Source organism: Caballeronia sp. LjRoot29 (genome assembly GCF_964252755.1).
Lineage (GTDB): Bacteria > Pseudomonadota > Gammaproteobacteria > Burkholderiales > Burkholderiaceae > Caballeronia.
Map to the genome: position 1 here is coordinate 299,739 of NZ_CAXUPU020000003.1, position 18,428 is coordinate 318,166.

Genomic DNA, 18,428 nt, shown 5'->3' on the forward strand with positions numbered 1-18,428 from the left:
CTACTGAGACGAAGGAGCTGTCATGGCGCAACGTGAAGTGATGGTGGTCAGCGGCGTGCGGACCGCAATTGGTGATTTCGGCGGTGCGCTGAAGGACTTCAGCCCGACGGATCTCGGCGCTCGCGTGGTGCGTGAGGTCTTGGCCCGCGCGAATGTATCGGGCGAGGATGTGGGTCATGTGGTGTTCGGTAACGTGATCCAGACCGAACCCAAGGACATGTACCTGGCGCGCGTCGCCGCGTTGAACGGTGGCGTGGCGCAACATGCGCCCGCGCTGACCGTCAACCGCCTGTGCGGTTCGGGCCTGCAGGCGATCGTCTCCGCTGCTCAATCCATTCTGCTTGGCGACACTGATGTCGCCATCGGCGGAGGCGCGGAAAGCATGAGCCGAGCGCCGTATCTCGCGCCGTCGGCGCGCTTCGGCCAGCGCATGGGCGACGCGCGTCTCATCGACATGATGCTCGGCGCGCTGCATGATCCCTTCGATGCAATCCACATGGGCGTGACGGCTGAAAACGTCGCCGCGAAGTACGGCATTTCGCGCGAGATGCAGGACGAGCTTGCGCTCGAATCGCATCGGCGCGCGGCGCGGGCTATCGAAGCGGGTTATTTCAAGGAACAGATTCTTGCGGTCACGCAGGCGTCGAAGAAAGGCGACGTCGTCTTCGATACCGACGAGCACGTTCGTCTGAACGCCACGCTCCAGGATTTCACGAAGCTCAAGCCTGTATTTGCCAAGGAAAACGGCACGGTGACGGCGGGTAATGCGTCGGGTATCAACGACGCGGCTGCGGCCGTCGTGTTGATGGAACGCGGTGCGGCTGAATCACGCGGCCTGAAGCCGCTCGCGCGGCTGGTCTCGTATGCGCACGCGGGCGTCGATCCGAAATACATGGGCATTGGTCCGATTCCGGCTACGCGCAAGGCGTTGGAGCGCGCAGGCTTGAACGTTGGCGACCTCGATGTGATCGAAGCTAATGAAGCGTTTGCGGCGCAGGCGTGCGCGGTATCGAAGGAACTGGAGATGGACCCCGCGAAGGTCAATCCGAACGGCTCGGGCATCTCGCTCGGTCATCCGATTGGCGCAACCGGCGCGTTGATCACCGTGAAGGCGTTGTACGAACTGCAGCGCGTGGGCGGACGTTATGCGCTGGTGACAATGTGCATTGGCGGCGGGCAGGGCATCGCGGCAATTTTCGAACGCGTATGAGCATGGTAAGGACAGGAAACTATTCGATGACGCAAATGAAAGTGGCGGCAGTCGCGGCGATGGCGGCAGCGCTATTGCTCGCCGGCTGTAATTCGGCGATGCCGCCGGACGGCAACCGGGCCGTGTCGGCGGCACGCGCAGCGGCTACGCCAGGCAATTTGGGCCTGCAGTCACCGGGTACGGCCGAAGCAATTGAAACGCTGGCGCTTCCGCCCGCTAAGCCGCTGACGCCCAATCCGGCTTACGCGCGTTTCCCGACCTATGTCGGCACGCTTGGCGACAAGCAGATCGAGATGAAGCTCGGCGATAAAACCGATGAGCGTACTGGCGTGCACGGCGAATACCGGTTCGCGGGGGCATCGACGGTCATTGTGGTTGCGGGAGATCGCGATGGCGATACGCTCGAGATCGAAGAGTCGAATGACGGCACGCACATTACGGGCAACTGGGTCGGCAAGTTTGCAGCCGATGGCAGCGTGTCGGGCGAACGGATGAACGCCGACGATTCCAATCCGCTGCCCTTCGACCTCAAGCCGCTCGGGTCGGGTCTTGCGCCTGCCCCTGCTCCGGCCACCGGGGCGGTTGCACCGAAGGCGCCGCAATCGGCTGCGCCATCGCTGGAGCCCGCTCCTCCGGCAGCGGGCCACGCGCTGGGCGGGACCAGCAATGTGATCATCGGCGAGTGAAATACGAACTCGCCGTTCGATGTAACACGGCGTCATCGGCTTCACGCGATGACGCTTTTTTCTTATAGCCTCGAACAAGCAGGACACTCATGACCGATTCCAGCAATTCGTCCAATGCGCGCAGCCTGCAGACCCGCATCGTTCATCCGGAGGATCAGTTGACCCCCGGTTTTGATTCGTTCTCGATGCCGGTTACACGGGCGTCGACCGTGGTGTTTCCGGATCTCGCCACCATGCGCGCGCTCGTCTGGAGCGACGATAGTCAATGGCGATACGGCCTCCATGCCACGCCCACATCGCTCGCGCTGGCGCAGCGGCTGGCGGTGATCGAGGGCGGCAAGCATGCGCTGCTGCAGCCTTCGGGGTTATCGGCTATATCGAACGTGTATTTCGGCTTGGTGAAGGCCGGCGATCACGTGATGATCCCCGACAACGCGTACTCGCCGAATCGCGATCACGCGGACTGGCTCGTGGCGGATTTCGGGCTCGAAGTCACGTATTACGATCCGATGATCGGCGCGGGCATCGACGCGTTGATCCGGCCGAACACCAGGCTGATCTGGCTCGAAGCGCCGGGTTCGGTGACCATGGAAGTGCAGGACGTACCCGCGATCACGAAGGTCGCGCGGGCGCGCAATATCTTGACCGCTATCGACAACACGTATTCGGCCGGTCTCGCATTCAAGCCGTTCGAGCATGGCGTCGATATCTCGGTGCAGGCGCTGACGAAATACCAGTCCGGTGCAAGCGACATCCTGATGGGCGCGACCATCACCGCGGACAAAGCTATCCACTTGCGAATGAAGAGTGCGCGGATGCGCATGGGGATTGGCGTGTCCTCGGATGATTGTTCGCTCGTGCTGCGCAGTTTGCCGAGCATGCAAATCCGCTTCGACGCTCATGACCGGACGGCGCTCGCGCTGGCTCAGTGGCTCAAGGCGCGTCCGGAGATTTCAGCGGTGCTGCATCCAGCGTTGACGGATTGCCCGGGTCATGAATTCTTCAAACGCGATTTCACGGGGGCGGGTGGACTGTTCTCCGTGGTCTTCGATAAACGCTACAGCCCGGCGCAGATCGATACCTTTGTCGAAGCGCTGGAAAACTTCGCTATCGGCTGGAGCTGGGGCGGCGCGAATAGTCTGGCAATGCCGTACGACATCAAGTCGATGCGCACCGCGGGAAGTTGGCCGCATGACGGCGTGCTGGTGCGGTTTTATATCGGGCTGGAAGATGAGGCCGATCTGCGTGCGGATCTGGAGCAGGCGCTCGCGGGGTTGGAAGGGTAAAGGGGTCCTTTATTCGGTGACGTGCGCCGGCGCTGGATTGTCAGCACCGCCGTGAATTGGCCGAGTTTCGGGGGCAAGTTTTTCGTAATGACAATGTCATTGCGGAGCTATAATGATGCCTCTTTGGAGAAACAATATGCCAACGCCACGTACCAGCTCCGCCACGCGTGACACGCTCAACATCAGAATAAAGCCCGAGGAACGCAGCCTGATAGACCGCGCGGCTAAGGCGCGCGGCAAGAACCGAACGGATTTCATCCTTGAGGCGGCCCGCTCCGCAGCGGAAGAGGCGTTGCTTGACCAAGTCTTGATTGTGGCAAGCCCCGAAGCTTATGCGGCGTTTCTCGCCCGGCTCGACGCGCCAACCCGTGGCAATGAACGTCTGCTTAAGACGATGAATACCCCGCCGCCCTGGGACGACGCGTGACTTTTTCAGCACCTGCGCCACTGACCGAGCACCACAGCACGGAATCTTTCGACTGCGGCGTCGATAGTCTCAACCAGTGGCTTAAACGACGAGCCCTGAAAAATCAAATTACCGGCGCGTCGCGTACCTTTGTTGTCTGCGAGGACCGTCGAGTCCTGGCGTACTACGCGCTGGCGTCGGGAGCTGTCGTTGCCGACGGAGTGACAGGTAAATTTCGCCGCAATATGCCCGATCCAATTCCGGTCATCGTCCTGGCGCGGCTCGCCGTAGATCATTCCAGACATGGCAAAGGATGGGGGCGTGCATTGATTCGCGATGTCGCATTACGTGCTGTCCGCGCAGCCGATTTGATTGGTGTGCGTGGGCTTATCGTCCATGCGCTTTCGGCAGAGGCAAAAGCTTTTTACGAGCAGATGGGTTTTGAACCCTCGCCTCTTGATCCGATGATGCTTCAGATCGTTCTCGCCGATCTTGGGCAAGGCAGTTAGCGAACTGCCGGCGGGGCCCGTTCAAAACAACCGCAGCAGCCCGTCCAGTCCCACGAAGTTCAACGCCAGTCCTGCCGCTTCGCGCACCACCGGCTTCGCCCGGAACGCCACCGACAAGCCCGCTTCCGCCATCATCTTCAGGTCGTTCGACCCGTCGCCCATGGCGATCGAGCGCTGTGGATCAATACCCAGTTGCGTGCACGTTTCACGCAGCGTCCGCGCCTTGACATCGGCATTGACGATCTCGCCGCTGACCTTTCCGGTCAGCTTGCCATCGACCATTTCGAGCGTATTCGCGCGCGTGAAATCTAGCCCTAGGCGCGCCTTCAGTTTCTCCGTAAAGAACGTGAAACCGCCGGATACCAGCAGGGTTTTCAATCCCGCCGCCTTCGCGCCCGCGAGCATGATTTCGGCGCCCGGCGACAAGCGCAGCCGTTCTTCATAAACCCGTTCCAACGCGCTCGCATCGAGGCCCTTCAGCAGCGCGACCCGCCGCGTCAGGCTCTCGTTGAAGTCCTTGATCTCGCCGCGCATTGACGCTTCCGTGATCGCCGCAACCTCTGCTTTCAGGCCGCAAAAATCGGCGATCTCGTCAATACACTCGATCGTGATCAGCGTCGAATCCATGTCCATGGCGACGAGGCCGAAGTCGCTCAGGCGCAATGCCGCGTCGATGAACGCGTAATCCAGCCGATGCGTGCCGCAATAAGCATCGATATCCGGACGCTGCAGCGGATCCGCACCGCTCAGGCGCAACACCCGGCCGGCATCCGCCCGCTCGCTCTGCTTGCCGTGCGTGCGGGCGAGGGCGGTGAGCGGCTTCAGGTGCGTATCGGCGATCGGATCGAGGCTTTGGATGACAAGGTTCATGACGGGCGGCGAGCGAGAAAAATTGCGTGGGAAAGGTGCGCAAGACCCGTCATTGTAATGGTCCCGACTGATGGCGGACCTGCGCGCCGCGCCGCTATGATGGTTGCCGATAAAACGACGGAGACTCGCATGACCCCGACCGAACGCGCGCTCGACTTCGATCTGCGCAAGCTCGACGCCGCGTTTTACGCCGATCCGTATCCGGTCTACGACGCGTTGCGCGTCAACGAGCCGATCAAGACGATGCCCGATGGCTCGTTGTTTCTGACGCGCTACCGCGACGTTCAGGCCGTGTATCGCGATCCGAAAACCTTCAGTTCGGACAAGACCGTGGAATTCGGCCCGAAGTATGGCGTCCAGACTCCGCTGTTCGCGCATCACACGACAAGTCTCGTTTTCAACGATCCGCCGCGTCACACGCGTGTGCGCAAACTGATCGCGGGCGCGCTGACCGCGCGTGCGATTGCGGCAATGGAACCGGGTCTCGTGAGCTTGATCGATGGTCTTCTCGATCAGGCTGCCGCACGCGGCGAGATCGATTTAATCGATGATTTCGCATCAGCGATTCCAGTTGAAGTGATCGGCAACCTGCTCGACGTGCCGCATGATGAACGCGCGCCATTGCGCGACTGGTCGCTCGCGATTCTCGGCGCACTGGAGCCTGCGCTCACCCCGGAGCAGGAAGCGCGGGGGAATCGGGCAGTAACGGATTTCATCGATTATCTGGTGACGCTGGTTGCACGCCGTCGCGCGCATCCCGGCGATCCGCAACATGACGTGCTGACGCGGCTGATTCAAAGCGAAGCCGACGGGGAGCGCCTGGACGAAGCCGAGTTGCTGCACAACTGCATTTTTATCCTGAACGCGGGACACGAGACGACGACCAATCTGATCGGCAACGGCATCGTGTTACTCGCGCAATGGCCAGAGCAGCGGGCGCGGTTATTGGCGAATCCGGCATCGATCGATAGTGCCATCGAGGAATGTTTGCGCTATGAAAGTTCGAATCAGCTGGGCAATCGGATCACGACCGTGGATACGCATATTGCCGGGATGCCGGTGGCGCGCGGAACGCCGGTGACACTGTGCATTGGGGCGGCGAATCGCGATCCGGAGCAGTTTGAGGCGGCGGATCACTTCGATATCGCTCGCGAGCCGAACCGGCATCTTGCGTTTGGGTTCGGGATTCATCAGTGCGCGGGGTTGTCGCTGGCGCGGCTGGAGGCGCGAATTGCGATCGGGCGGTTTGTTGCGCGGTTGCCGGATTACGAACTTGCAGGGAAGCCGGTGCGGGCGTCGCGGGCGCGATTTCGGGGATTTGTGAAGGCACCGGTGAAGGTGATTGAGGAAGGGGTAAAGGCGCCCTGAATGGCGCGCCATTTCCCTCGCTTACTCCTCTTTCAACGCATCAATCCGTGGGATTTCGCGTAGTCGCGCAACGCGGCATTCATTCGTGTTTGCCAGCCATCACCTTGCGCTTTATACGCGTCGACCACGTCCGGATCAATGCGCAGTTTGATGGGTAGCTTCGGATTCTCCAGCTTCGGCCGTCCGCGTGGACGCAGGATTTCTGCTGCTCGCTCGCGCCCGAACAGCTCCGGTAAAACGTCCGATGCAGACCGCGCACGGGCGAACTCGGCTTCACCCCATTCGGGGTTCTCGTCCAGCGCTTCTGGTTTGTTCTGTTTGCTCATACTGCTTTACCTCGCGAGAGTTCGCCTTCCGTAAACTAATAACGTGAATTTTGTTGCCGAATGATGTACCCCCCAAATAACGGTGAGTACAAGGATTATTTGTACACCCAAAATTTATATGTGTTTTGGCTGAAAAAACCGCGAACACGAGGACAGCAAGATGAATTGCCGAGGGATGCACGCGACTGGCGCGCCGGCTCCAATTCGTCATTGCATTGCAATAATCCCGCTCGCCCAAAATTTTAAGAATACGCAAATTCCTATTTGCATTTACGGGACGATGGCTACCGCATCACTCGTTGCGGGTCGACGTCCCAGTAAGGCGGATCGCCGAAATGCTCAATCAGGAAATCGATAAACGCCGTTGTTTTCGGCGGCACGAATGCGCGACTTGGGTAGATCGCCCAGATCGCCACCGTTTCTGCGAGCGGATAGCTATCGAGCACGGTTACCAGTTCGCCGCTGTGCAGAAACGGCGCCACGCTCCACGTCGATTTCAACCCGATCCCAAACCCGTCAACCAACGCATCCCGGATGACTTCGCCGTTGTCCGTTTCGAGCCGGCCGGACACGCGCACATCGATAGTCCCGGTCGGCGTGACAAACGCCCAATCCCGTTGACCCGACAAAATCGCGCACTCGTGCAGCGCGAGATCGGCGGGGTGGCGCGGCGTGCCGTGCGCAGCGAGATACGCGGGCGACGCACACAACACGCGTCGATTGCTAGCGAGTTTTTTCGCGACGAGCGTCGAATCCTTTAGCGCGCCAAGACGCACCGCCAGATCGATGCCTTTATCGACGAGATCGACTATCTGGTCAGTCAGGCGCAAGTCCAGACTCACGCCCGGATAGCGCCGCAAGAACTCGGGAATGACCAGCGAGACATGCTGCCGCCCGAGCGAAGACGGCATGGTCACGCGCAAACGTCCTTGTGGTTGCTCGAACGCGCGTCCAACCGAAGCGCGGGCGGCATCGGCGGCGTCGAGCAGTGCGCGGGCGTGCCTCGCGAAAATCTCGCCTTCCTGCGTGACGCTGATGCGCCGCGTCGTCCGATGTAAAAGCCGCGCGCCAAGCTGCCGTTCGAGTTGCGCAAGCCGGGCGCTCGCGACTGCAGCGGACAAGCCGAATTCCCGCCCCGCCGCGGACAGGTTCGATAAAGCCGCGGACCGCACGAACAGTGCGACATCCAGCAAGTCGAGCTGCGCCTTATGAGGTAATTCGTTCACCCTGTCCATTTTCGTCATCTTCGTGATTTTCAATAAAATGTTTCAACGATTATGACGGTTTCACGCGAAGCTGAAAGCCCTTAACATCGGGTTCATGCATTGCGTTGCACATCCGACGCTTGAACCACCCTAAGGAGCTATTCCATGAAAGCCATTGCCCTGACCCGTTACCTGCCCATCTCAAACCCGGAATCGTTGATGGATGTGGAAATGGACAAACCCACGCCGGCCGGCCGCGACTTGCTGGTAAAGATTGAAGCGATCGGCGTGAACCCCGTCGATACAAAAGTGCGTGCGCCAAAGGACAAGGTCGAGGAAACGCCGCGCGTGCTGGGCTGGGACGCATCGGGCGTGGTCGAAGCGGTCGGCCCGGACGTGACGCTGTTCAAAGTGGGCGATCCCGTCTTTTATGCCGGCAGCATCACGCGGCCGGGTACGAACAGCGAGTTCCATCTGGTCGATGAACGTATCGTTGGCGTGAAGCCTGGCTCGCTCGACTTCTCGCACGCAGCGGCCTTGCCGCTCACGACGATTACCGCATGGGAAGCCCTGTTCGACCGGCTGGGGGTATCGGCGGAAGGGCACGACGCGGGCAAGTCCGTGCTGATCGTGGGCGGCGCCGGCGGAGTGGGTTCGATCGGTATCCAGCTCGCGAAAAAAGTCGCGAAGCTGAAGGTGATCGCGACGGCATCGCGGCCGGAGTCGGCGAAGTGGGCGACCGAGCTGGGCGCGGACCATATAGTCGATCACTTCGGCGACATGCCGAAGCAACTGAAGGACGCGGGCTTCGAGCAAGTCGACTACGTGCTGATCTTCAACGACACGGACAAACATTTTCCGGCCGCTGCCGCTGTCATTGCACCGCAAGGGGGCATCTGTACGATCGTCGAAAACGCCAAGCCGATTGCCGTTGAATTGCTGAAAGCGAAAAGCGCCGCGTTCCATTGGGAGTTCATGTTCACGCGCTCGATGTTCGGCACGCCCGACATGATCGAACAACATAAGCTGCTGACCGAAGTGGCGCGACTGATCGACGCAGGCACGATCAAGACGACGCTCGGCCGTGACCTCGGCAAGATCAATGCGACGAACCTGCGCGAAGCGCACCGCCTTTTGGAAGAAGGGCGTGCGATTGGAAAACTGGTGCTGACCGGTTTCTGATTGGCCATTCGTTGAGCGTTACGATCGGCGAATTCGTTGCAGGCCGCATGCGCGCCACGGGTTTCCCATGAGAAACCCGTGGTGCGCGTCGCGCTAGACTGATCGCGCCACACGCACGGCGCGGCCACCCCGGCGCTGTTGCTGGTTTCCTGGCGTGACGGATGCAAACGGAGGGGTTTTCGCATGATCGATCGTTCGGGTTTTATTCAGGTTGGCTGGTCTTCGCAAACTCGTGTGATTGCCGCAAGCGCCGCGATTGCGCTGCTGGCTTGCGTGGTTGAACCAGCCGCTCATGCGACTCCCAGCATCAAGGTGCTGTCGGAAGTCGCCTACGACGGGCCGATCAAATACACGGTGAAGATGGCGTCGAAGAACTGGGGCAGCGCGCAGGAAACGCGCACGATCCGCTCGGGCCAGACCGATGACTTCACCTGGCAAAGCAAGCCTGCCGGTGGTTCGCTGAATGTTCCGGATGCGTGTCCGGACGTGGATGCAATCCGCAACGCAAGCGGCACGACGGTGCGTCAGGTGAAGATCCGTTTCGCGGCGGTGGTCGCGAGCAGCGGGGACGCCGATGTCCAGTTGAGCTTCCAGGGCCACGCGCCGCGCCCGGCCTCGGCGGTTATCGTGGGCGGAAAAAAGCTTCAATGTCCTACCGATAACTTCTTTAGCCAGATGGTCCATTTCACGATGCCCACCGGCGGCGCCGGCAAAGACATCACGCTCAGCGACGGCACAAAACTCACGATCAGCGCGAGCCGGAAATAAGGTCTCGCCCGGCGAGGTTAGCAAGGCCGGCGACTTGCACCTTGCGTACAAGGTCGTGCGGTTTGCTCGCATCCGCTTGCTCACATAAGCGCCCGCTCTAGCCGGCGCGCTTGTCCCATCTGGCACGTTTTCTGCAACCCGATAACGATCATGCGTCTATCGGCGCGTGCTAATCGTTGTTGCCGTTCGTCCTGTCACGCCGTCAGAGCGGCTTTCGAAAAGGTCATTCGCGATGCCACACATGATCTGGAAAGGCGCGATCAGCTTTGGGCTGGTTCACGTCCCCGTGCAGCTGTATCCGGCCACGCAGTCGGAGAAGGTCGGCTTTAACCTGCTCGACAAGCGCTCGATGGACCCCATCGGCTATAAGCAATTCAACAAGAACACGGGTAAAGACGTCACGCGCGACAACATCGTTCGTGGCTTCGAGTACGAGAAAGGCAAATACGTCGTGATGAGCGATGCCGAGATCCGTTCGGCTAATCCGGAATCGACGCAAACCGTGGACATCCTCGCGTTCGTCGAAGCGCCCGAAATCTCGTTTCTTTCCCTCGATACCCCGTATTACCTCGCGCCCGATCGCAAGGGCGAGAAAGTGTATGCGTTGTTGCGCGATGCGTTGAAGGCGTCGGGAAAGGTCGGGATAGCTAACGTGGTGCTGCACAACAAACAGCATCTCGCCGCGTTGATTCCGGTGGGTCCGGCGCTCGCGCTCAATACGCTGCGCTGGGCCGATGAAGTGCGCGAGTTCGATGACTTCAAGTTCCCGGACGAAAACTCGAAGAAGGCGGGGGTGTCGCCGAAAGAGCTGGAGATGGCGCAGCGATTGATCGATGACATGAGCGATACATGGAACCCGCACGACTATCACGACACGTTCCGTGAAGACATCATGGCGCTCGTCAACAAGAAGGTGAAGGAAGGCAATACGGAGGAAGTGTCGGAGGTGGAAGAGGGCACGCCGCGCAAGGCATCGGCGGAGATCCTCGACTTGTCCGAACTCTTGAAGCGCAGCTTGAAGAAGGGTAAGCCGACGAAACGCGGCGCTAAAACTGCCAGCAGCGCCGAGGATGACACGGCCGACGCCGAGGCTGATGCGCCCGAACCCGCGTCTAAACCGGCACGCAAGACAACGACGCGGCGCAAACGCGCATAAGGCGGTCGTCGTGCGCTGAATCACGCGTTAGACCTCATCTGAACGCATTACGAAAAGCGATCCGCTAATGGCCGATAAACTCGACACCTATCAGCGCATGAGGCGCTTCAACCAGACGCCCGAGCCTTCCGGCCAGGCGGCTGACAAGGCCAAGGTCCGGCGTGCGTCGAAGAAGGCTCAGGCGAGCGCGCTTTCGTTCGTTATCCAGGAACACGATGCACGGCGTCTTCATTACGATTTTCGTCTCGAACTCGACGGCACGCTGAAATCCTGGGCTGTACCGAAGGGGCCGAGTCTCGATCCGTCGGTGAAACGGCTGGCCGTGCATGTGGAAGATCATCCCGTCGATTACGGCTCGTTCGAAGGCAGTATCCCCGAGGGAAATTACGGCGCGGGCAGTGTGATCGTGTGGGATCGAGGGACGTGGGAGCCGCAGGCCGGCACGATTGATGAAGCTCGTGAAACGTACGCAAAGGGCAAGCTCAAGTTCATCCTGCACGGTGAAAAACTGCACGGCGGCTGGACGCTCGTACGCAGCAACATGCGTGGCAATAGCGACAAAGAGCAGTGGCTGCTGATCAAGGAACGCGACGACGAAGCGCGCAACGAGGCCGATTACGACGTACTGCTGAAGCAACCGGGCAGCGTGATGAGCGACTCGCTCGGCGCGCGCACGAAGAGCGGTGAAATACGCGAAAGGACCGAGCGAAAGACCGCTGCCAAGGCGAGCGCAACGACCAGCAAAGCAACGAAATCCGCGCCGCCGCCAAAGCGACCCGCTGTGAAGGATCAAGGCAAGAGCCCTGAGCGTCCGCGTCCGGATATCGTGGCGAACCGGAGCGACGAATCGCTTCGCACACTCGCCGAGAACCCTGCGATCCAGGACGCGGTGCGTGCGAAGCTTCCTGCTGCCATGAAACCTCAACTTGCGACGCTCGTGGACACGGCGCCATCGAGCGATGACTGGTCGTATGAAATCAAGTTCGATGGTTATCGGGTTCTCGTGCGCATCGATCGGCAGGCTGCATCGAAGGCAAAATCCACGCAGGTCTTCACGCGCAACGGCCATGACTGGACCGACAAGTTCAGCCGCCAGGTCAACGCGTTGAACCAGCTCGATGTGGATAGCGCGTGGCTCGACGGCGAGGCGGTCGTGCTCGACGACAACGACCTGCCCAGCTTCCAGAAACTGCAGAACGCCTTCGATGCCAATCGCCCACAGGACATCGCTGTCTATTTCTTCGATATCCCTTACCTTAACGGTTACGACCTGCGTGGCGTGCCGCTGGTGCAGCGGAGAGCGATTTTGAAAGCGCTGCTGGAACCGGTCGATGACGACGCGCTGCGCTTCTCCGCCGACTTCGAATTCAGCGTCGATGATCTTTTGAAGAGCGCTTGCGACATGGCGCTGGAGGGGATCATCGGCAAACGGCGCGACAGCACTTATACGCCGGGGCGAAGCAGCGCATGGATCAAGCTTAAATGCCGGCGCCGGCAGGAGTTCGTGGTCGGCGGGTATTCGGAGCCGACGGGTAGTCGCGGGCAGTTTGGCGCGTTATTGCTCGGCGTGTACGACGCGAACGGCAAGCTGCAATACGCGGGTCGCGTGGGCAGCGGCTTCGATGCATCGACTCTGCGCGCGGTCAAAAAGCAACTCGATGCACGCGAAGTCAAGACCATGCCCTTCGCCAGCGCGCCCAAAGAACGCAGCCGCACGCCGGTGCATTGGGTCAAGCCGGAACTGGTCGCTGAATGCAATTTCGCTGAGTGGACGTCGGAGCGGATCGTGCGGCAAGCATCGTTCGTGAGCCTGAGGGACGACAAGCCGGCGCGGGAAATCGTCAAGGAAGTGCCGAAATCGACGAAGGAGGTCGCATTGGACGATGACAACGATCAGGACAAGAAACCAGCGAAGAAGACAGCGGCCAAGAGTGCCGCCAAAGCGACGCGCGCGGTGAAAGCGGCGACGAAAAAAACGTTGTCGAAGACAACCGATCCGTCGAAACCTGCCAGTCAATCAGCGACGCCTTCAGCAAAAACCGCAAGGAATGCCGCCGCTAAAAAGACGGCGCGCAGTCCAGCTGGTACCGAGCTTGTAGCGGGCGTAAAGATCAGTCATCCCGATCGTGTGATCGATCCATCGGCAGGCACTCGCAAGCTCGATCTCGCGCTTTACTACGAGGCCGTCGCGCCATGGATGTTGCCGCATCTCAAAGACCGGCCGGTGTCGCTGGTGCGTGCGCCGGAGGATATCGGCGGCGAGTTGTTCTTTCAGAAGCACAGCGAAAAGCTGACCATTCCGAATGTGAAGCAACATCCGGGTATCGACCCTGGCCATCCCGCGCTCATCACGATAGAAAACGTCGGCGCACTCGTGGGCGCGGCGCAAATGGGCACGATCGAGATGCACACCTGGAATGCGCTCGCGGCCAAACTTGAGAAGCCCGACCGCATGGTCTTCGATCTTGATCCAGGCGAAGGGCTCGGCTGGGGCCGGATGCAGGAGGCCGCGCGCCTGACGCATGAGTTGCTGATGGAACTCGGGCTTGAATCGTTTTGCAAGACGAGCGGCGGCAAGGGCTTGCATGTGGTCGTGCCGCTTACACCGCAAGCCGGCTGGGACGAGGTGAAGGGATTCTCGCAGGCGGTCGCGCAGCACATGGCCAGCACGCTGCCCAAGTATTTTTCCGCGAAGATGGGCAAGCAGAATCGGCGGGACAAGATCTTCGTCGACTACTTGCGCAACAACCGGGGCTCGAGCACGGTCGCCGCATTTTCGCTTCGCGCGCGCCCGGGCATGGGGGCGTCGGTTCCTATCGGATGGGATGAACTCGATGCCACTACGAGCGGCGATCAGTGGAACATCGGCAACCTGCATGAGCGCCTGGACGCGCTTAAAACCGATCCGTGGAGCCAATACGCGAAAACACGGCAACGCATCACTGCTGCCATGAAGAAGCGGCTTGATCTCGAGTGAACGAAGGGGAAGATCACCGCATCACGATCAACACAACGAGGTTGCAATGACGAAGCAAGGCAAGACATCGCACGACGCTGCCAGCGCCACGCGTCAGGGTCCGGCGCAGGACGGACGTGAACTCGAAAGCAAGCATCCGGCGCAGCAAAAACACGATGACGGCGCAGACGTGCCGCTGCCGCATGAAGCCGATCAGAGCCCTGAGTCGCAACAGGAAGACGAACCGCGTGAGGTCGGAGAGCAGGCTCACGAAGACCTGGAGCGTGGTTTGCAAGACACGGATCGCCGCGGCGGCGCGGAGTATCAGGAGCGCACGCGGGAACGCACGCAAACGGGTTCACCGACGGATCAAGGCCGTAAGCGCGAGCGGTGATGCGGCGCTGCCGCTTTGCTGCCCGTGGTCAACAAAGCGCCTCTTGCGTAGAATGGGCGCGCGGTATTGGAATGCGCGCACGAACCGGTGCGAGCCAAGCTGGGAAAGGCGTTCGCGCCATCCGCTGCAGTTGTTTCTACCATTTTTGCGTGCGAGCTGAGTTGTGTATCGGTAATCCATGCCGATCCGGCGCGAAGTTCGAAGCGGGCCCGAGCGTGTTCGATAGCTTTGATGTCCCGCCGGCCGTAGTCACGTGGAAGCCCAAGTCGCAGCCACCTGAATTGCCGCAAAACCGCACGCCAAGTCCGCCATGGCTTCCCTGATCCGGTATCTGACTTCGGGTCCGACAACCCAGCGGCAAAACCTGATAAACGGATCATGCAATACGATCTTCTGTCCCGCCTGAAAAACGAAACTGCCGAGTGTCATGAACGGCTGGAAAACGCACTGGACCTGATGCGCCGTGAGTGGTTGCGCGAGGACTATGTGGCCTTGCTCGAAGGCTTTTACGGATACGTCGCACCGTGGGAGGACGCGGCCGCGGCCTCCATGCCCGCCCATCTGCACGATTTTTTCGAAGGGCGCCGCAAAGCGCCGATGCTTGAGTCGGACCTGGCGCACCTGACGAGCGATATCAATCGCGCGAACGGGGTCACAAAAGTTGAACAGTTGCCTGCGATGGACAGCATCGGCCATGTCTTCGGCTCCATGTACGTGATGGAAGGCTCCACGCTCGGGGGGCGTTTCATCGCGCCGCACGTCGCGACAGTGCTCGGCCTACCAAGCGGTGCCGGCAACGCTTATTTCGAAGCTTATGGATTGCGGACGGGCAGCATGTGGAACGCGTTTCGCGAGACCGCGAGCGCGAACGTGCCGCCGGAGCAGTACGACGAAGCGGTGCAAGCTGCGATCGCCACGTTCGACGGGTTGCACGGCTGGCTCGACCCGGTTCGCACAGGATGGGGGGCAACGGCATGAGCAGCGCGTCAGAGCCGATGTCGCAGCAAACGGCGTCCATGCGCGGGTTGAGTGATCTCGACGGGTCGAGTTCGGGTGCGAACTCGGGCCCGGTGGCGGATCAGGCGGCGCTCGCTGCATCCGCGACCCTCACGGAGCGCGGTGCGGGCGCGACGAACGCGCAGTGCGACGCCGAACCTATCCACATTCCCGGCGGCATCCAGCCGCATGGTTATCTGCTTTGCCTTTCCGGCACGCTGACCATCGTCCAGGCCAGCGAGAATGTCGCCACGCTCGTGGGCAGGCCATTGGAGCAATTGCTGGGCGAACCGCTGGATACGGTGGTCGGCGCGGCTGCTGCTGCACGCGTGGCTCATGCTGCTGCCACGGCGATGCTCGACGAAGCGCCTCTATATCTCGGCGTGATCAGCAATCCGCTTTTCGTCCCGCGTGAATCCGCACAGGAGCACTTGTCCGCGGCAACGGACGGTCCTGAACTCGACATCACCATGCATCGGCACGACGGCAACCTGATCGTCGAACTCGAAGTGGCGCGGCATCCGACCGCGGACGTATTTGCATCGATGTATCCGCTCGTGCGTACCTTCACGCGCAGCCTGCAGGACGTGGTGACCTTGACCGAACTCGTGAACCTGGCCGTGCGCGAGGTGCGCGAAATGTCAGGTTTCGGCCGCGTGCTGATCTACAAATTCGATGACGAGGGCCGTAGCCACGTGCTGGCGGAGCATATCGAGGACGGGTACACGTCGTTCCTGGATCAGTTGTTTCCCGCCTCCGATATCCCCCGTCAGGCCCGAGCGTTATATGTGAAACAGCGCGTACGGCTCGTCGCAAACGTGAACGCAAAAACCGCGCGGCTCGTTCCGCCCGTGAACCCTGCAACCGGCCGCCCGACCGACCTCACGTATGCCGCGCTGCGCAGCTTCTCGCCGATCCATCTCGAGTACATGCGCAACATGGGTACGCATGCGTCGATGTCGGTGTCGCTGGTCGTGCGCGACAAGCTCTGGGGCCTGATTTCCTGTCACGACCACGACGCGCGCCTCGTGCCGTTCGAAGTGAGGGTCGCGATCGAGCATCTTGGGCAGCTCCTGTCGCTGCAGCTCGAGGCGAAGGAAGAGCGTGCGGAGACGGCTTATCTGCTGGGCCTGCGGCGCACGATGTCGCAGCTCATGGCCGTGCTGGCTGAGCAAGACGACTACGTATCGGTTCTTAAATCGAAGCCCGGCGATTTGCTGTGTTTCGCCGGATCGACTGGCGCCGCGATCGTGGTGGAAGGCCAGGCCACGCTGGTGGGCTCCACTCCCGATGCACAGACCGTGCTCGCGTTGGCGCAGTGGCTCGCGTCGAGCACGACGGGTGTCTACGCAACCGATTCCTTATCGAAAGAGTGGCCGCGGGCGTCTCATTACACGGACACCGCGAGCGGCATCCTGGCCGTGCCTATCTCACAGATTTTTCGCAATTACGTCATCTGGTTCCGTCCTGAAACAACGCGCACGATCACGTGGGCGGGCGAACCGGTCAAAGGGGCGTCGAGTCAGTACGGCAGCGTGGCGCCGCGAAAGGACTTTGCGCCCTGGCTCGAAACCGTGCGCAACCGGTCGCTGCGCTGGCATCCGGTGGAGCTCGAAATTGCCGGCGAATTCCGCCTGGGCATGCTCAATATCGTGTTGCGCCGCGCCGAAGAACTGGCGGAACTCGCGAATGAATTGCGTCGTGCGAACAAGGAGCTCGAGGCGTTTTCATATTCCGTCTCGCACGATTTGCGCGCACCGCTGCGACATATTGCCGGGTATGGCGACTTGCTGCGGGAAAGCGAAGGCGAGACGCTGTCCGAGCGCAGCAAGCGCTTCCTGAACAACATGCTCGAGTCGGCGCGTTTCGCCGGCGTGCTTGTCGACGACTTGCTGACGTTTTCACAAATGGGCCGTGCCGCATTGCGCCCGGTGAGCGTCGACCTGAACCAGTTGGTGAGATCAGTCGCGCAAGAATTTGCCGCCGAGACAGCGAACCGGAAGGTGGAATGGATTATCCCGGAGATGCCGACGGTAACCGGTGACCCGGCGTTCCTGCAGATCGCGCTGCGCAATCTGTTCTCGAACGCGGTGAAATATACGCGTACGCGAGAATCGGCGAAAATTGAGCTGTTGGTGAATTCGACAGCCGATGAGTACATTGTCAGCGTGCGGGACAATGGCGTCGGGTTCAACATGAAGTACGTGAACAAGCTGTTTGGCGTGTTCCAGCGGCTGCATCGCGCGGAAGAGTTCGACGGCACCGGCATTGGCTTGGCGAACGTGCGCCGCGTCATAGAGCGGCACGACGGCAGGACCTGGGCCGAAGGCCGCGAAGGCGAGGGCGCCGCGTTCCACTTTTCATTGCCTAAGGTGTTCAGGGCGGAACCTGACGAAACCGCCGCCGGCAGGGTGCGTAAGCCGGGACTGCCTTAAACCCGGAACTGAGCGCCGAATCGATCTCACCACCGTGATCTCACCATCGTTTATTTCAACCCGTCATACCGGACCATGCTGAAACCCATTTTGCTTGTCGAAGACAATCCCAGCGATCTCGAACTAACCCTCGTGGCGCTCGGCAAAAGCCAGCTTGCCAACGAAGTGATCGTGGCGCGCGACGGCCAGGAAGCAATCGATTACCTGCGTTGCGAAGGCGAATGGAACGAGCGCAATCCAGGCAATCCCGCGGTCATCCTGCTCGACTTGAAGCTGCCGAAAATAGACGGGCTGGAAGTGCTGGAAACCATCCGTTCCACCGAGGCGCTGAAGGCGATTCCGGTGGTCATGCTGACGTCGTCGCGGGAGGAGCAGGATCTGGTGCGCAGCTACGCGCTCGGTGTGAACGCGTATGTGGTGAAGCCGGTCGAGTTCAACGAATTTGTGCAGGCGATTGCCGATCTCGGCGTGTTCTGGGCCGTGCTCAACGAGCCGCCGCCCGGATCAACGCGACTTCGCCGCCAGTTCGCGCCGGAGTGAATCTGGTGCACACTGGTGTCTTCCCCCTGCACGGGACCTGGCGTAGCCGCCGGGTCCCGCTGGTCCCTTCGTTGTATTGCTGCCCGATGCGACCTGCCCGGCAGTATCGCGTGTGCCGGCTCGCCTGAGTGCCCT

General features: G+C 60.7%; 17 protein-coding genes. 14 read left to right on the forward strand and 3 right to left on the reverse strand.

Going from position 1 to position 18,428, the window contains the following annotated elements:
* The first annotated feature begins 22 nt into the window (after positions 1-22).
* The 5 genes from bktB (at position 23) to ACSQ83_RS05420 (ending at position 4,097) form a co-directional block, all read left to right on the forward strand.
* Entirely contained in the window at positions 23-1,210 is a 1,188-nt protein-coding gene (gene bktB, locus ACSQ83_RS05400; protein ID WP_414952046.1) for a beta-ketothiolase BktB, read from the forward strand.
* A gap of 26 nt (positions 1,211-1,236) precedes the next feature.
* Positions 1,237-1,896, forward strand: a complete 660-nt coding sequence (locus ACSQ83_RS05405; protein WP_436227436.1) for a hypothetical protein — start codon at positions 1,237-1,239, stop codon at positions 1,894-1,896.
* Between the two features lie 89 nt (positions 1,897-1,985).
* Positions 1,986-3,182, forward strand: coding sequence for a cystathionine beta-lyase (locus ACSQ83_RS05410; RefSeq protein ID WP_436227437.1), 1,197 nt, complete (start codon positions 1,986-1,988; stop codon positions 3,180-3,182).
* A gap of 112 nt (positions 3,183-3,294) precedes the next feature.
* Entirely contained in the window at positions 3,295-3,609 is a 315-nt protein-coding gene (locus ACSQ83_RS05415; protein WP_414952043.1) for a DUF1778 domain-containing protein, read from the forward strand.
* Positions 3,606-4,097, forward strand: coding sequence for a GNAT family N-acetyltransferase (locus tag ACSQ83_RS05420; protein ID WP_436227438.1), 492 nt, complete (start codon positions 3,606-3,608; stop codon positions 4,095-4,097). The genes ACSQ83_RS05415 and ACSQ83_RS05420 overlap by 4 nt, the downstream gene beginning before the upstream one ends.
* A 21-nt stretch (positions 4,098-4,118) precedes the next feature.
* Here the strand turns inward: ACSQ83_RS05420 and serB are convergent, their stop codons facing one another.
* A complete protein-coding gene (gene serB, locus ACSQ83_RS05425; protein WP_436227439.1) occupies positions 4,119-4,967 on the reverse strand; it encodes a phosphoserine phosphatase SerB in 849 nt (282 codons plus the stop codon).
* A 129-nt stretch (positions 4,968-5,096) separates the two neighbouring features.
* On the opposite strand from serB, the gene ACSQ83_RS05430 reads away from it, so the two are divergent.
* On the forward strand, positions 5,097-6,335 hold the full coding sequence (locus ACSQ83_RS05430) for a cytochrome P450 (protein ID WP_414952040.1): 1,239 nt from the start codon (positions 5,097-5,099) through the stop codon (positions 6,333-6,335).
* Positions 6,336-6,367: 32 nt separating this feature from the next.
* On the opposite strand, the gene ACSQ83_RS05435 is transcribed toward ACSQ83_RS05430, so the two are convergent.
* Both ACSQ83_RS05435 and ACSQ83_RS05440 read right to left on the reverse strand, forming a co-directional pair.
* The gene (locus ACSQ83_RS05435) at positions 6,368-6,661 is read right to left on the reverse strand and encodes a BrnA antitoxin family protein (protein ID WP_436227440.1); all 294 of its coding nucleotides are present in this window, start codon (positions 6,659-6,661) and stop codon (positions 6,368-6,370) included.
* A gap of 284 nt (positions 6,662-6,945) precedes the next feature.
* Positions 6,946-7,896: a LysR family transcriptional regulator gene (locus tag ACSQ83_RS05440; protein ID WP_436227441.1), complete on the reverse strand. Its 951-nt coding sequence runs from the start codon at positions 7,894-7,896 to the stop codon at positions 6,946-6,948.
* Positions 7,897-8,031: 135 nt separating this feature from the next.
* Between ACSQ83_RS05440 and ACSQ83_RS05445 the strand changes: the two genes are divergently transcribed.
* The 8 genes from ACSQ83_RS05445 (at position 8,032) to ACSQ83_RS05480 (ending at position 18,293) form a co-directional block, all read left to right on the forward strand.
* A complete protein-coding gene (locus ACSQ83_RS05445; protein ID WP_414952037.1) occupies positions 8,032-9,048 on the forward strand; it encodes a zinc-binding alcohol dehydrogenase family protein in 1,017 nt (338 codons plus the stop codon).
* Between the two features lie 183 nt (positions 9,049-9,231).
* The gene (locus ACSQ83_RS05450) at positions 9,232-9,816 is read left to right on the forward strand and encodes a DUF6013 family protein (protein ID WP_414952036.1); all 585 of its coding nucleotides are present in this window, start codon (positions 9,232-9,234) and stop codon (positions 9,814-9,816) included.
* Positions 9,817-10,048: 232 nt separating this feature from the next.
* The gene (locus ACSQ83_RS05455; protein WP_414952035.1) at positions 10,049-10,972 is read left to right on the forward strand and encodes a Ku protein; all 924 of its coding nucleotides are present in this window, start codon (positions 10,049-10,051) and stop codon (positions 10,970-10,972) included.
* Between the two features lie 67 nt (positions 10,973-11,039).
* Positions 11,040-13,949 carry a DNA ligase D gene (gene ligD / locus ACSQ83_RS05460; protein ID WP_436227442.1) on the forward strand — a complete coding sequence of 970 codons (2,910 nt, stop codon included), beginning with the start codon at positions 11,040-11,042 and terminating at the stop codon, positions 13,947-13,949.
* Between the two features lie 46 nt (positions 13,950-13,995).
* The gene (locus ACSQ83_RS05465; protein ID WP_436227443.1) at positions 13,996-14,322 is read left to right on the forward strand and encodes a hypothetical protein; all 327 of its coding nucleotides are present in this window, start codon (positions 13,996-13,998) and stop codon (positions 14,320-14,322) included.
* A gap of 378 nt (positions 14,323-14,700) precedes the next feature.
* Positions 14,701-15,300, forward strand: a complete 600-nt coding sequence (locus ACSQ83_RS05470) for a biliverdin-producing heme oxygenase (protein ID WP_436227444.1) — start codon at positions 14,701-14,703, stop codon at positions 15,298-15,300.
* The gene (locus tag ACSQ83_RS05475) at positions 15,297-17,753 is read left to right on the forward strand and encodes an ATP-binding protein (protein ID WP_436227445.1); all 2,457 of its coding nucleotides are present in this window, start codon (positions 15,297-15,299) and stop codon (positions 17,751-17,753) included. Before ACSQ83_RS05470 ends, ACSQ83_RS05475 begins: the two co-directional genes overlap by 4 nt.
* Positions 17,754-17,828: 75 nt before the next feature.
* A complete protein-coding gene (locus tag ACSQ83_RS05480; protein WP_414952030.1) occupies positions 17,829-18,293 on the forward strand; it encodes a response regulator in 465 nt (154 codons plus the stop codon).
* Positions 18,294-18,428: the final 135 nt, after the last annotated feature.

Excerpts from the sequence above, each read along its gene's own strand:
- ACSQ83_RS05455 (WP_414952035.1), top strand. The coding sequence starts at position 10,049 with ATGCCACACATGATCTGGAAAGGCGCGATCAGCTTTGGGCTGGTTCAC.
- ACSQ83_RS05445 (WP_414952037.1), top strand. The coding sequence starts at position 8,032 with ATGAAAGCCATTGCCCTGACCCGTTACCTGCCCATCTCAAACCCGGAA.
- ACSQ83_RS05475 (WP_436227445.1), top strand. The coding sequence starts at position 15,297 with ATGAGCAGCGCGTCAGAGCCGATGTCGCAGCAAACGGCGTCCATGCGC.
- ACSQ83_RS05435 (WP_436227440.1), bottom strand. The coding sequence starts at position 6,661 with ATGAGCAAACAGAACAAACCAGAAGCGCTGGACGAGAACCCCGAATGG.
- bktB (WP_414952046.1), top strand. The coding sequence starts at position 23 with ATGGCGCAACGTGAAGTGATGGTGGTCAGCGGCGTGCGGACCGCAATT.
- ligD (WP_436227442.1), top strand. The coding sequence starts at position 11,040 with ATGGCCGATAAACTCGACACCTATCAGCGCATGAGGCGCTTCAACCAG.
- ACSQ83_RS05415 (WP_414952043.1), top strand. The coding sequence starts at position 3,295 with ATGATGCCTCTTTGGAGAAACAATATGCCAACGCCACGTACCAGCTCC.
- ACSQ83_RS05480 (WP_414952030.1), top strand. The coding sequence starts at position 17,829 with ATGCTGAAACCCATTTTGCTTGTCGAAGACAATCCCAGCGATCTCGAA.
- ACSQ83_RS05470 (WP_436227444.1), top strand. The coding sequence starts at position 14,701 with ATGCAATACGATCTTCTGTCCCGCCTGAAAAACGAAACTGCCGAGTGT.
- ACSQ83_RS05440 (WP_436227441.1), bottom strand. The coding sequence starts at position 7,896 with ATGGACAGGGTGAACGAATTACCTCATAAGGCGCAGCTCGACTTGCTG.
- ACSQ83_RS05410 (WP_436227437.1), top strand. The coding sequence starts at position 1,986 with ATGACCGATTCCAGCAATTCGTCCAATGCGCGCAGCCTGCAGACCCGC.
- ACSQ83_RS05405 (WP_436227436.1), top strand. The coding sequence starts at position 1,237 with ATGACGCAAATGAAAGTGGCGGCAGTCGCGGCGATGGCGGCAGCGCTA.
- ACSQ83_RS05430 (WP_414952040.1), top strand. The coding sequence starts at position 5,097 with ATGACCCCGACCGAACGCGCGCTCGACTTCGATCTGCGCAAGCTCGAC.
- serB (WP_436227439.1), bottom strand. The coding sequence starts at position 4,967 with ATGAACCTTGTCATCCAAAGCCTCGATCCGATCGCCGATACGCACCTG.
- ACSQ83_RS05450 (WP_414952036.1), top strand. The coding sequence starts at position 9,232 with ATGATCGATCGTTCGGGTTTTATTCAGGTTGGCTGGTCTTCGCAAACT.
- ACSQ83_RS05465 (WP_436227443.1), top strand. The coding sequence starts at position 13,996 with ATGACGAAGCAAGGCAAGACATCGCACGACGCTGCCAGCGCCACGCGT.